The following is a 13,986-nucleotide window of genomic DNA, read 5'->3' as shown; positions in this document are numbered from 1 at the left end:
CGCAGGCGCACGGCCAGTGGAATGACGGGCGCTTTAGGGTTCGCACATTGAAAGCATTCATCAGCTTATTGGTGGTGAACCCACGTAAAAACAGCGATAGTTCAGGGTTTCAGACACAAAAAAGGCGCCTTTCGGCGCCTTTTTTCATTTCACTCTGCGATTACTCGTCAGAAGAGAAACCTGCGTTTAGTAGCGCAGCTAGGTTATCCGTCGCTTGTTCAGCTGATGGACCTTCCTGAGATTCGTCACGCTTAGCTTGACGGTCTTGGTGATACGCAAAACCAGTACCCGCTGGGATCAGACGACCCACGATAACGTTCTCTTTCAGACCACGTAGGTCATCACGCTTACCAGATACCGCTGCCTCTGTTAGTACGCGCGTCGTTTCTTGGAACGATGCCGCAGAGATGAACGATTCTGTTGCTAGAGATGCCTTAGTGATACCTAGTAGGTCACGTTCGAAGCGAACGAGTTCTTTACCTTCTGCTTCTAGAGCACGGTTTGCAATCTTAACTTGAGAGTACTCAACTTGCTCACCAGGTAGGAACTCAGAATCACCAGCATGCGTGATTGTACACTTACGTAGCATCTGACGAACGATAGTCTCAATGTGCTTATCGTTAATCTTAACACCCTGTAGACGGTATACTTCTTGAACTTCGTTCGCGATGTATTGAGTCACAGCGTGGATACCACGTAGACGTAGAATGTCATGCGGAGTTTCTGGACCATCCGCAATTACGTCACCACGTTCAACGCGCTCACCTTCGAACACGTTAAGCTGACGATGCTTAGGAATCATCTCTTCGTAGTTGTCACCGCCATCACGAGCGATGATCAGACGACGCTTACCTTTCGTCTCTTTACCGAATGAAACGGTACCAGAGTGCTCAGCAAGGATTGCTGGCTCTTTTGGCTTACGAGCTTCAAATAGGTCCGCAACGCGAGGTAGACCACCGGTGATATCTTTGTTACCACCAGATTTTTGTGGAATACGTGCTAGCGTATCACCCACACCTACTTCTGCGCCATCTTCGATGTTTACAATCGCTTTACCAGGTAGGAAGTAAAGTGCAGGCATTTCAGTACCGGCGATCATTACGTCTTTACCTTGCTCATCAACAAGTTTGATTGCTGGACGCATATCTTTACCTGCTGCTGGGCGAGCTGCCGCTTCTGTTACTTCGCTTGAAGATAGACCTGTTAGGTCATCTGTTTGACGAGAAACAGTTACGCCGTCGATCATGTCTACGAACTGGATGCGACCTGCTACTTCAGTGATGATTGGAAGCGTGTGCGCTTCCCAGTTCGCTACTGTTTCACCAGCTTGAACTGCATCGTTGTCACCTTTAGTTAGCATCGAACCGTAAGGAAGTTTGTGCTTCTCTTTGGTACGACCGAACTCATCGATAATCGTCATTTCTGACGCACGAGAGGTGATAACCAGTTTCTTATCTTTGTTGATAACAAACTTCGCGTTGTGAAGTTTCACAGAACCAGTGTTCTTCGCTTGGATGCTGTTCTCTGCTGCTGCAGTAGATGCCGCACCACCGATGTGGAACGTACGCATCGTAAGCTGTGTACCCGGCTCACCGATAGACTGAGCAGCGATAACGCCCACTGCTTCACCTTGGTTCACTAGGTGACCACGTGCTAGGTCACGACCGTAACACTGTGCACAACAACCGAAGTCTGCATCACAGGTAACTACTGAGCGCACTTTCATGCTGTCTACAGAGTTATCTTCCATGATCTGACACCACTTCTCATCAATCAGAGTATTACGTGGGATCAGAACTTCTTCAGTACCTGGCTTAAGAACATCTTCAGCAACAACACGACCTAGTGCTAGCTCAGAAAGTGCAACTTTAACGTCACCACCTTCGATATGAGGCATCATGTCAACACCTTCATGGGTGCCACAGTCATGATCGTGAACAACAACGTCCTGAGCAACGTCAACAAGACGACGGGTTAGGTAACCCGAGTTCGCTGTTTTCAGTGCCGTATCCGCAAGACCCTTACGAGCACCGTGCGTTGAGATAAAGTACTGAAGTACGTTTAGACCTTCTTTAAAGTTCGCGGTGATTGGCGTCTCGATGATTGAACCATCTGGACGTGCCATCAGACCACGCATACCAGCAAGCTGACGAATCTGAGCTGCAGAACCACGAGCGCCCGAGTCAGCCATCATGTAGATGCTGTTGAACGACTCTTGTTGCTCTTCTTCACCGTCACGGTTAGTAACCGTTTCAGATGATAGGTTGTCCATCATCGCTTTCGCTACGCGATCGTTGGTCGATGCCCAAATATCGATCACTTTGTTGTAGCGCTCACCCGCTGTTACAAGACCTGATTGGAACTGGTCTTGAATTTCGCGAACTTCTTCTTCTGCTGATTCGATTTCGTCGTACTTCGCTTGAGGTACAACCATGTCATCGATACCAACTGAAACGCCTGATAGTGCCGCGTAAGCGAAACCAGCGTACATAATTTGGTCAGCAAAAATTACTGTGTCTTTAAGACCAAGCTTACGGTAACACTCATTCAGTAGGTTAGAGATTTGCTTCTTACCTAGCTTTTGGTTTACCAAGCTGTATGGAAGACCTTTTGGTACGATTTGCCACAACATTGCACGACCCACAGTAGTATCTACCATGTCTGTGCTTGTTGTGCTGTTACCATCTTCGTCAACCACCGTCTCAGTGATACGTACTTTTACGCGAGCATGAAGCTCTGCGCTCTTAGTACGGTATGCCTTCTCAGCCTCTTCAGGGCCAGCAAGGTACATACCTTCACCTTTAACGTTGATCTTGTCACGCGTCATGTAGTAAAGACCCAATACAACGTCCTGAGAAGGTACGATGATCGGATCGCCCGATGCTGGCGACAGAATGTTGTTTGTCGACATCATCAGAGTACGAGCTTCAAGCTGTGCTTCTAGAGTTAGAGGCACGTGAACCGCCATTTGGTCACCATCGAAGTCCGCGTTGTATGCCGCACACACTAGTGGGTGTAGCTGAATCGCTTTACCTTCGATTAGTACTGGTTCGAACGCCTGAATACCAAGACGGTGAAGTGTTGGTGCACGGTTCAATAGTACTGGGTGTTCGCGGATAACTTCGTCTAGGATATCCCAAACGATCGCTTCTTCGCGCTCTACCATCTTCTTAGCTGCTTTGATAGTCGTCGCCATGCCACGAGTTTCTAGCTTACTGTAGATAAATGGTTTGAATAGCTCTAGTGCCATCTTCTTAGGAAGACCACACTGATGTAGACGAAGGTATGGACCTACTGTGATTACAGAACGGCCAGAGTAGTCTACACGCTTACCTAGTAGGTTCTGACGGAAACGACCTTGTTTACCCTTGATCATATCAGCAAGAGATTTCAGAGGACGCTTGTTCGAACCTGTGATCGCACGACCGCGACGACCATTATCTAGAAGGGCATCAACAGACTCTTGCAGCATACGCTTTTCGTTACGTACGATGATGTCCGGAGCCGCTAGCTCTAGAAGACGCTTCAAACGGTTGTTACGGTTGATTACGCGACGGTATAGGTCGTTCAGATCAGACGTTGCGAAACGGCCGCCATCTAGTGGTACTAGAGGACGTAGATCTGGCGGAAGTACCGGAAGCACAGTTAGGATCATCCACTCAGGGTTGTTACCTGATTGAATAAATGCTTCAACTAGCTTCAGACGCTTAGTAATTTTCTTACGCTTAGTTTCTGAGTTGGTAGACTCAAGCTCTTCGCGCATCATCTCTGCTTCAGCGTGCATGTCCATAGTAGACAGCAGATCTTTGATCGCTTCTGCACCCATCTTAGCAGTGAACTCATCACCCCACTCTTCTAGACGATCAAGATACTCTTCTTCAGTAAGCATCTGTGATTTTTCTAGATCCGTCATACCCGGTTCTGTTACTACGTACATTTCGAAGTAAAGAACGCGCTCGATATCACGTAGCGGGATGTCCATTAGCAAACCGATACGAGATGGTAGCGATTTTAGGAACCAGATGTGAGCTACTGGAGACGCAAGCTCGATGTGGCCCATACGGTCACGACGAACTTTAGTTTGTGTAACTTCAACACCACACTTCTCACAGATAACACCACGGTGCTTCAGACGCTTATATTTGCCACAAAGACATTCGTAGTCTTTAACTGGGCCAAAGATACGCGCACAGAACAGACCATCGCGCTCAGGCTTGAACGTACGATAGTTGATAGTTTCTGGTTTTTTAACTTCACCAAAAGACCATGAACGAATCATGTCAGGTGAAGATAGACCGATTTTGATTGCATCAAATTCTTCGGTCTTATGCTGTGCTTTTAGAAAGTTTAATAAGTCTTTCACAATCAGCTCCTGTAAGGAGTTTAAAAAGGAACCCGCTAGGTCAGCAAACCTGTGCGAGCCCCTTTTCTACCAGATAATCCAGAGGGATTATTCGTCTTCTAGCTCGATGTTGATACCTAGCGAGCGGATCTCTTTCAACAGTACGTTGAACGATTCTGGCATGCCAGGTTCCATGCTGTGGTTACCATCGACGATGTTTTTGTACATCTTGGTACGGCCGTTAACGTCATCAGACTTAACCGTTAGCATTTCTTGAAGCGTATATGCAGCACCGTATGCTTCTAGTGCCCATACTTCCATCTCACCGAAACGCTGACCACCGAACTGAGCTTTACCACCAAGTGGTTGCTGAGTTACTAGGCTGTACGAACCAGTTGAACGAGCGTGCATCTTGTCATCAACAAGGTGGTTTAGTTTCAGCATGTACATGTAACCAACAGTTACAGGACGCTCAAACGTATCACCAGTACGACCGTCAAACAGAGTTAGCTGACCAGATTCTGGTAGGTCACCCAGTTTTAGAAGTTCTTTAATAGACTTCTCAGACGCACCGTCAAAGACAGGTGTAGCAATCGGTAGACCGCCACGTAGGTTCTTAACCAGAGTACGTACTTCGTCATCAGACAGTGATGCAATATCAACGTTCTGACGAGTACCACCTAGATCGTAAACCTTCTGCAGGAATTCGCGGAATTTCGCTAGCTCTTGCTGCTCTTTCACCATCTGGTTGATCTTGTCACCGATACCTTTCGCTGCCAGACCTAAGTGAACCTCAAGGATCTGACCGATGTTCATACGCGAAGGTACACCCAGTGGGTTAAGTACGATGTCGACAGGCTGACCTTTCTCATCGTAAGGCATGTCTTCAACAGGGTTGATCTTAGAGATTACACCCTTGTTACCGTGACGACCCGCCATCTTATCACCAGGCTGGATACGACGTTTAACCGCTAGGTAAACTTTAACAATCTTAAGAACGCCAGGTGCTAGATCATCACCTTGAGTGATCTTACGACGCTTAGTTTCAAACTTCTTATCAAAGTCTGCTTTTAGCTCGTCGTACTGCTCTGCAAGTTGCTCAAGCTGAGTTTGCATTGCATCGTCTTCTAGCGTTAGCTCTAGCCACTTCTTACGATCGATAGTATCTAGTTTAGCGTCAGAGTAACCACCTTGAAGTAGTACAGCGCGAACACGGTTTAGAAGGCCACCCTCAAGAATCTGGAATTCTTCAGTTAGGTCTTTCTTCGCTTCTTTCAGCTGCATTTGCTCAATTTCTAGAGCACGCTTGTCTTTCTCTACGCCATCGCGAGTGAAAACTTGAACGTCAATGATGGTACCTGAAATAGAGTTAGGTACACGTAGTGAAGTATCTTTAACGTCAGATGCTTTTTCACCGAAGATCGCACGTAGTAGCTTCTCTTCTGGAGTTAGCTGAGTTTCACCTTTAGGCGTTACTTTACCAACTAGGATGTCGCCACCCTTAACTTCAGCACCAATGTAAACGATACCTGACTCGTCTAGTTTAGACAGAGCAGACTCACCTACGTTTGGAATATCCGCTGTGATCTCTTCAGAACCCAGCTTAGTATCACGTGCCACACAAGATAGTTCTTGGATGTGGATTGTCGTGAAGCGGTCTTCTTGAACTACGCGCTCAGATACTAAGATCGAGTCTTCGAAGTTGTAACCGTTCCAAGGCATGAACGCGATACGCATGTTTTGACCAAGCGCTAGCTCACCAAGGTCTGTTGAAGGACCATCAGCAAGAACGTCACCGCGTGCTACTGGCTCACCAGGTAGTACGGTTGGGCGCTGGTTAATACAAGTGTTCTGGTTCGAACGCGTGTACTTAGTCAGGTTGTAGATATCGATACCCGCTTCACCAGGGATCAGCTCGTCTTCGTTAACTTTGATAACGATACGAGAAGCATCTACAGACTGAACGCTGCCGCCACGCTTAGCTACTGCTGTAACACCAGAGTCAACCGCTACATTGCGCTCGATACCAGTACCAACTAGAGGCTTGTCAGCCTTAAGTGTTGGAACAGCCTGACGTTGCATGTTCGCACCCATCAATGCACGGTTCGCATCATCGTGTTCTAGGAACGGGATAAGCGACGCAGCGATAGATACTACTTGGTTTGTTGCAACGTCCATGTAGTTAACATGGTCGCGTGGGTGAAGACCAGATTCACCTTTTTGACGTGCCGTGATTAGCTCGTCATCGAAAGTACCTTCTTCAGTTAGCGCAGCGTTAGCCTGTGCGATAACGAATTGGCCTTCTTCGATTGCTGATAGGTAATCAACTTCGTCAGTTACTACACCATCAACGACGCGGCGGTACGGAGTTTCTAGGAAACCGTACTCGTTACAGCGCGCGAATGCTGATAGAGAGTTAATTAGACCGATGTTCGGACCTTCAGGTGTTTCGATAGGACATAGACGACCGTAGTGAGTTACGTGTACGTCACGTACTTCGAAGCCAGCACGCTCACGAGTTAGACCGCCAGGACCCAATGCAGAAATACGACGCTTGTGCGTCACTTCTGAAAGCGGGTTGTTCTGGTCCATAAACTGAGATAGCTGTGAAGAACCGAAGAATTCTTTAACTGCCGCAGAGATAGGCTTAGCGTTGATTAGGTCTTGAGGCATGATTGCATCAAGGTCACCTAGGCTCAAACGCTCTTTCACTGCACGCTCAACACGTACAAGACCAACACGGAATTGGTTCTCAGCCATTTCACCTACAGAACGGATACGACGGTTACCTAGGTGGTCGATATCATCGACTTCACCGATTCCGTTACGGATCGCGATAAGCTTCTTCATCACTTCGATGATATCAGTCTCATCCAGCGTACCCTGTTCTAGAGCATCTTCACGCATGATAGAGCTGTTGAACTTCATACGACCAACGGTCGATAGGTCATAACGCTCTTCTGAGAAGAATAGGCTTTCGAAAAGTGCTTCTGCAGCTTCTTTTGTTGGCGGCTCACCAGGGCGCATCATGCGGTAGATTTCTACCAATGCAGAGATGCGGTCTACCGTGCTGTCGACACGAACAGTGTCAGACATGAACGGACCGTGGTCTAGATCGTTCGTAAACAGAACTTCTAGTTTTTTAACGCCGGCCTGAGATAGGTTCGCTAGTGCTTCTAGGCTGATCTCTTGGTTTGCACCAACGATGATCTCACCTGTCGCTTCATTGATGTAGTCTTGAGAAGCTACTTTACCTACGATGTACTCGACAGGTACTTCAATGAACTCAACGCCATCTTTTTCTAGTTGGCGGATGTGACGAGCAGTAACGCGACGACCAGTCTCAACATAAGTATTGCCGTTTGCTTCGATATCAAAAGAAGCAGTCTCACCACGTAGACGCTCAGGAACCAACTCCATAAGTAGAGTTTGATCCTTAACTTCGAAGTTTACTTTTTCGAAGAAGATATCGAGGATTTCTTGCGTAGACTTACCTAGTGCACGAAGAATGATCGATGCTGGCAGTTTACGACGACGGTCGATACGAACGTACAGGTTATCTTTCGGGTCAAACTCGAAGTCGAGCCATGAACCACGGTAAGGAATAACACGTGCGTTATAAAGAACTTTACCTGAAGAGTGAGTCTTACCCTTATCGCTGTCGAAGAACACGCCTGGGCTTCGGTGCAGCTGGGATACGATAACCCTCTCGGTACCATTGATAACGAAGGTACCATTGTCTGTCATAAGCGGAATTTCGCCCATGTAGACTTCTTGTTCTTTAATGTCTTTTACGGTACCTGCTGGTGCGTCTTTATCAAAGATAACTAGACGTAGTTTTACGCGTAGTGGCTTTGAATACGTAACGCCGCGAATTTGACATTCTTTAACGTCAAACACTGGCTCACCAAGACGGTAGCTAACGTATTGCAGCTCAGAGTTGCCGTTATAGCTCTGAATTGGAAATACAGAACGAAACGCAGCTTCAAGTCCGTACTGACCCTCTGGATCCTGTTCGATGAATTTGTCGAACGAATCAAGCTGGATCGATAGCAGGTATGGAATGTCCAAAACTTGTGGACGAGTACCAAAGTCCTTACGGATGCGCTTTTTCTCGGTATAAGAGTAAACCATGGGGTTCCTCAGCTCGCTGATAAGTGACCCAAACTGCCCTTCCATCCTAGTTACTTAAGGTGGAGTATGGGGCAGTGACTAACAACTGTTTACTGTAGTGACGTTGACTCTAGCGTCGAGGCAACGTTTTTTGCTTGGTGCATAGACGCTTAAACAGCGGGAAAATTCATCTATGCCCTACAGCGCAAAAAGGCCGGTGGTCAATAAACCACCAGCCATTAGCCTATTCGGCTAAGAAATTAAGCAATAATTACTTAACTTCAACAGAAGCACCAGCTTCTTCTAGCTGAGCTTTAAGAGCTTCAGCTTCAGCTTTGTCAACACCTTCTTTAAGTGCTGCAGGAGCTGAGTCTACAAGACCTTTAGCTTCTTTAAGGCCTAGACCTGTTGCGCCACGTACCGCTTTGATAACAGCAACTTTGTTACCGCCAGCAGCAGTTAGGATTACGTCGAATTCAGTTTGCTCAGCAGCAGCTTCGCCACCAGCAGCACCGCCAGCTACAACAGCAGCTGCAGCAGTTACGCCGAATTTCTCTTCCATAGCTTCGATAAGCTCAACAACTTGCATTACAGACATTTCTGCAACTGCGTCTAGGATTTGCTCGTTAGTAATAGACATAACAATTCTCTTTTAAGTCAACAATAAGTTTAAATAGCAACCAGTGAAAAGCAAGGCTTATGCCGCAGCTTCTTCTTTTTGGTCGCGTAGTGCAGCGATAGTACGTACCAGCTTGCCTGCAGAAGCTTCTTTCATGCACATCATTAGGCGTGCAATTGCTTCGTCGTAAGTTGGTAGTGTCGCTAGTACTTCAGCATCAGTAACCGCGCCTTCAAATGCAGCAGCTTTGATCTCGAATTCTTTGTTCTCTTTAGCGAAGTCTTTGAAAAGACGCGCTGCAGCACCTGGGTGCTCGTTAGAGAACGCGATCAGAGTAGGACCAGTGAAGTTGTCTGTTAGACACTCATAGTCAGTACCCTGAACCGCACGGCGTGCAAGTGTGTTACGCACAACTTTCATGTAAACACCCGCTTCACGCGCTTGTTTACGTAGAGAAGTCATTGCGCCAACTTCAACGCCACGAGAGTCAGCTACAACTGCAGAAAGTGCACCACTGGCTGCTTCGTTGACTTCAGCAACAATTGCTTTTTTGTCTTGAAGGTTTAAAGCCATCTTGGATTTACTCCTGGTTGTTTTTACACCACCCGAAATCTTCACGATTTTGGGAGTTCATACGGTGCTTTCCAGAAGAAAGATAAACGTTACGCTCAACTTCCTTTCTATCTGGCACCATCTACGTAGGTAGTATTAAGTTCTTTACAGAACGCCTACGGTCTTGGATGGAGACTCAAATCACTAGGATTTCAGCCTCAACCACAAATTTTGATAGGCGCAAAATTATACAAGAATTTCACGCCTATGCAAGCAATTAAGCTTGTGTGTCTAGTGTAGATAGATCTACAGCAACACCAGCACCCATAGTTGTAGAGATGCTAATTTTCTTCAGGAAAGTACCTTTCGCTGAAGACGGCTTCGCTTTCTTAAGCGCAACTAGTAGAGTTTCTAGGTTCTCTTGTAGTTGGTTCGCTTCGAAGTTCACTTTACCGATAGTAGTGTGAACGATGCCGTTCTTGTCGTTACGGTAACGAACCTGACCAGCTTTAGCGTTCTTAACCGCTTCAGCAACGTTAGGAGTTACAGTACCAACTTTCGGGTTTGGCATAAGACCGCGAGGACCTAGGATAGTACCTAGTTGACCAACAACACGCATTGCATCTGGAGATGCAACAACTACGTCGAAGTTCATTTCGCCTTTCTTAACTTGCTCAGCAAGATCTTCCATACCTACGATGTCTGCGCCAGCTTCTTTAGCTGCTTCAGCGTTTGCACCTTGAGTGAACACTGCAACGCGGATTTCGCGGCCAGTACCGTGAGGTAGTACAGTTGCACCACGTACGTTCTGGTCAGATTTACGAGCATCGATGCCTAGGTTAACAGCAACGTCTACAGACTCAACGAATTTAGCAGTTGCTAGTTCTTTAAGAAGAGCTACAGCTTCGTTGATTTCGTATTCTTTAGTTACGTCAACTTTTTCGCGAATAACGCGCATACGCTTAGTAAGTTTTGCCATGATCTTAACCCTCTACCACTAGGCCCATTGAACGAGCAGTACCCGCAATAGAACGCTTCATCGCTTCAATGTCAGCACCAGTCATATCAGCAGCTTTAGTTTCTGCGATTTCCTGTACTTGAGCGTCAGTCACTGTACCCACTTTTTCAGTGTTAGGACGACCTGAACCAGACTTAACGCCAGCAGCTTTCTTAAGAAGAACAGCAGCAGGTGGAGTCTTAGTTACGAACGTGAAAGAACGGTCGTTGTATACAGTGATTACTACTGGAGTCGGTAGACCTTTCTCAATAGATTCTGTTTTTGCGTTGAACGCTTTACAGAATTCCATGATGTTCACACCGTGTTGACCTAGAGCAGGACCAACCGGTGGACTTGGGTTTGCCATACCAGCTGCAACTTGCAGTTTGATATAAGCTTCAACTTTCTTAGCCATGATATTTCCTAATTTTGGGTTCAAACGCTATCCGATAGGAAAGCTCCCCGTGTTTTGAAAAAACTTTCTACAGTCATTACTGTAAAAAGGCGCGAAATTATAAGCATAATTCGCGCCTTTAACAACCCTAAAATGGTGTTTTTTTATACTGTCATTCTTAAAGGCCTAAGCCATTAAAAATTCGGTATTAATCAAGTTTGTCAACTTGACCAAAGTCGAGCTCAACCGGTGTTGCACGACCAAAGATCGATACAGACACTTTCAAGCGGCTCTTCTCATAATCTACTTCTTCAACTGTACCGTTGAAGTCAGCAAACGGACCTTCGTTAACACGTACCACTTCACCCGCTTCGAACATAGTTCTTGGACGAGGAGCTTCGCTAGCTTTCTCTAGACGATTAAGGATAGCGTCAGCTTCTTTATCTGTGATAGGTGCTGGACGGTCAGAGGTACCACCAATGAAGCCCATGACACGCGGTACACTACGTACTAAGTGCCAAGACTCATCGTTCATGATCATCTGAACAAGAACGTAGCCTGGGAAGAACTTACGCTCGCTTTTACGGCGTTGGCCTGCGCGCATTTCCACAACTTCTTCAGTCGGTACTAGCACTTCACCAAAGTACTCTTCCATTGCGTGCATTTTGATATGTTCGCGAAGAGACTGAGCCACACGTCCTTCAAAGCCAGAAAAGGCTTGAACAACGTACCAGCGTTTTTTCGGAGCTTCACTCATGAATTAACACCCTCTATAACCCGGTTATGAACGCAACAAGACGGACCATAATGCCGTCGATACCCCATAACGCAAGCGCCATTACAATACTTACTGCAAGGACAATTAGCGTAGTCTGCATCGTTTCTTGGCGTGTTGGCCAAACCACTTTGCGAACTTCTACGCGCGCTTCACGTGCGAACGTGATAGCTGCCTTACCTTTTGTTGTTGTAGCTGCAACACCAAGTGCTGCGGCAATCAATACAACTACACCTGCAGCGCGAAGAACTACAGATAGCTCTCCGTACAGGTAATTACCCACAACAGCGGCGGCTAGCAGCGCAAAAGCGACGATCCACTTAATTACATCTGCTGCATTTGAGCTATCAGGAGTTTCAGCGTTTGCTTTCATAAAACCAACCTGTGACAAGTCTTAACTAGACGACAACAACCCCGCTGCTGCAGGGCTTATTCCTTTAATGTTGGTAAAATTTGAGTCAAACCAACATATTATGCAAAGGCTCAGGTAGAAATTGCTTTCCAACTCAACCCTTATAAATCCTTTATTCATTCACTCTTTGAGCAGTCATTGAGTGAATTATGCGCCCCTATAAATAGTAGCGCAGAAAAAGGGCATCAAATGATGCCCTTTTTAGCATTGCTTAGTCAAATCTTATTCAAAGATTTTACCAGAGCTTGCGACAATTCTAGGAATTAGTCGAAGATCTTAGCAACAACACCAGCACCTACTGTACGGCCACCTTCACGGATAGCGAAACGTAGGCCTTCATCCATTGCGATTGGAGCGATTAACTCAACTTTCATTTGGATGTTGTCGCCTGGCATTACCATTTCTACGCCTTCTGGTAGAGAGATGTCACCAGTTACGTCAGTTGTACGGAAGTAGAACTGTGGACGGTAGCCTTTGAAGAACGGAGTATGACGGCCGCCTTCGTCTTTAGAAAGTACGTATACTTCAGACTCGAACTTAGTGTGTGGGTTGATTGAGCCAGGAGCTGCAAGAACTTGACCACGTTCAACGTCATCACGCTTAGTACCACGTAGAAGTGCACCAACGTTCTCACCAGCACGACCTTCGTCAAGAAGCTTACGGAACATCTCAACACCAGTACAAGTAGTAACAGTTGTATCTTTGATACCAACGATTTCTACTTCGTCACCTACGCGTAGGATACCGCGCTCGATACGACCAGTTACAACTGTACCACGACCTTGGATCGAGAATACGTCTTCGATTGGTAGTAGGAACGGTTGGTCTACTGCACGCTCTGGCTCTGGGATGTAAGAGTCTAGTGCTTCAGCTAGTTCAACGATTTTCGCTTCCCACTGCTCTTCGCCGTTTAGTGCGCCTAGTGCAGAACCTTGGATAACTGGTAGGTCATCACCTGGGAAATCGTATTCAGAAAGAAGTTCACGAACTTCCATTTCTACTAGCTCAAGTAGCTCTTCGTCATCAACCATGTCACATTTGTTCATGAATACGATGATGTAAGGGATACCAACCTGACGGCCTAGTAGGATGTGCTCACGAGTCTGAGGCATAGGGCCGTCAGTTGCAGCAACAACTAGGATACCACCGTCCATCTGTGCAGCACCTGTGATCATGTTCTTAACATAATCCGCGTGTCCTGGACAGTCTACGTGTGCGTAGTGACGTGCTGGAGTATCGTACTCTACGTGAGAAGTAGCGATAGTGATACCGCGCTCACGCTCTTCTGGAGCGTTATCGATAGATGCGAAGTCTTTAGCTACACCGCCATACACTTTAGCAAGAGTAGTACAGATAGCTGCAGTTAGAGTTGTTTTACCGTGGTCAACGTGGCCGATAGTACCAACGTTTACGTGCGGTTTCGTACGTTCAAATTTTTCTTTAGACATGAGTTGTCCCTCTAGGTACGGATTTTGGTGGCTTTGAAGACCACGTAACCAAAAAATCTTGGTAATAAAGCTTCCTTCAACCAATAAACATAGTTTAGGCAAAAGAAAGTATCAAAAGGAAATATTGCTTTGAGAGCTGGTGCTGATAGGCAGACTCGAACTGCCGACCTCATCCTTACCAAGGATGCGCTCTACCACCTGAGCTATATCAGCACTCTAAATGAGTTGGAGCGGGCAGCGGGAATCGAACCCGCATCATCAGCTTGGAAGGCTGAGGTAATAGCCATTATACGATGCCCGCAACACGTAACTCTGAGAGCTATTCCCTAAAGAA

Annotated in this window: 9 protein-coding genes and 2 tRNA genes; all 11 read right to left on the bottom strand. The window is 46.6% G+C overall.

What is annotated here, in order from left to right:
- Positions 1-160: 160 nt before the first annotated feature.
- The 11 genes from rpoC to PG915_RS01530 all read right to left on the bottom strand — a co-directional run bounded on the left by rpoC (position 161) and on the right by PG915_RS01530 (position 13,953).
- Complete coding sequence (rpoC, locus tag PG915_RS01580; RefSeq protein ID WP_353497589.1) at positions 161-4,363, bottom strand: DNA-directed RNA polymerase subunit beta'; 4,203 nt, start codon at positions 4,361-4,363, stop codon at positions 161-163.
- Between the two features lie 87 nt (positions 4,364-4,450).
- Positions 4,451-8,476, bottom strand: a complete 4,026-nt coding sequence (gene rpoB / locus PG915_RS01575; protein ID WP_353497588.1) for a DNA-directed RNA polymerase subunit beta — start codon at positions 8,474-8,476, stop codon at positions 4,451-4,453.
- A 250-nt stretch (positions 8,477-8,726) separates the two neighbouring features.
- The gene (gene rplL / locus PG915_RS01570) at positions 8,727-9,095 is read right to left on the bottom strand and encodes a 50S ribosomal protein L7/L12 (protein WP_353497587.1); all 369 of its coding nucleotides are present in this window, start codon (positions 9,093-9,095) and stop codon (positions 8,727-8,729) included.
- Positions 9,096-9,152: 57 nt separating this feature from the next.
- Complete coding sequence (gene rplJ, locus PG915_RS01565; protein WP_338165614.1) at positions 9,153-9,647, bottom strand: 50S ribosomal protein L10; 495 nt, start codon at positions 9,645-9,647, stop codon at positions 9,153-9,155.
- Between the two features lie 256 nt (positions 9,648-9,903).
- The gene (rplA, locus tag PG915_RS01560; protein WP_353497586.1) at positions 9,904-10,605 is read right to left on the bottom strand and encodes a 50S ribosomal protein L1; all 702 of its coding nucleotides are present in this window, start codon (positions 10,603-10,605) and stop codon (positions 9,904-9,906) included.
- A gap of 4 nt (positions 10,606-10,609) precedes the next feature.
- Positions 10,610-11,038 carry a 50S ribosomal protein L11 gene (rplK, locus tag PG915_RS01555; protein ID WP_112460208.1) on the bottom strand — a complete coding sequence of 143 codons (429 nt, stop codon included), beginning with the start codon at positions 11,036-11,038 and terminating at the stop codon, positions 10,610-10,612.
- A 187-nt stretch (positions 11,039-11,225) separates the two neighbouring features.
- A complete protein-coding gene (nusG, locus tag PG915_RS01550; RefSeq protein WP_042503218.1) occupies positions 11,226-11,774 on the bottom strand; it encodes a transcription termination/antitermination protein NusG in 549 nt (182 codons plus the stop codon).
- 13 nt (positions 11,775-11,787) lie between these two features.
- Entirely contained in the window at positions 11,788-12,165 is a 378-nt protein-coding gene (gene secE, locus PG915_RS01545) for a preprotein translocase subunit SecE (RefSeq protein WP_042478967.1), read from the bottom strand.
- A 302-nt stretch (positions 12,166-12,467) separates the two neighbouring features.
- Entirely contained in the window at positions 12,468-13,652 is a 1,185-nt protein-coding gene (gene tuf, locus PG915_RS01540; RefSeq protein ID WP_353497269.1) for an elongation factor Tu, read from the bottom strand.
- Positions 13,653-13,789: 137 nt separating this feature from the next.
- Positions 13,790-13,865 (bottom strand) — tRNA-Thr (locus PG915_RS01535).
- 13 nt (positions 13,866-13,878) lie between these two features.
- Positions 13,879-13,953, bottom strand: a tRNA-Gly gene (locus tag PG915_RS01530).
- Positions 13,954-13,986 lie beyond the last annotated feature (33 nt).

This window comes from Vibrio sp. CB1-14 (genome assembly GCF_040412085.2).
Taxonomy (GTDB): Bacteria; Pseudomonadota; Gammaproteobacteria; order Enterobacterales; family Vibrionaceae; genus Vibrio; species Vibrio chaetopteri.
Note: the sequence above shows the minus strand (reverse complement) of the source record. Positions and strands in the feature narration are given on the sequence as shown.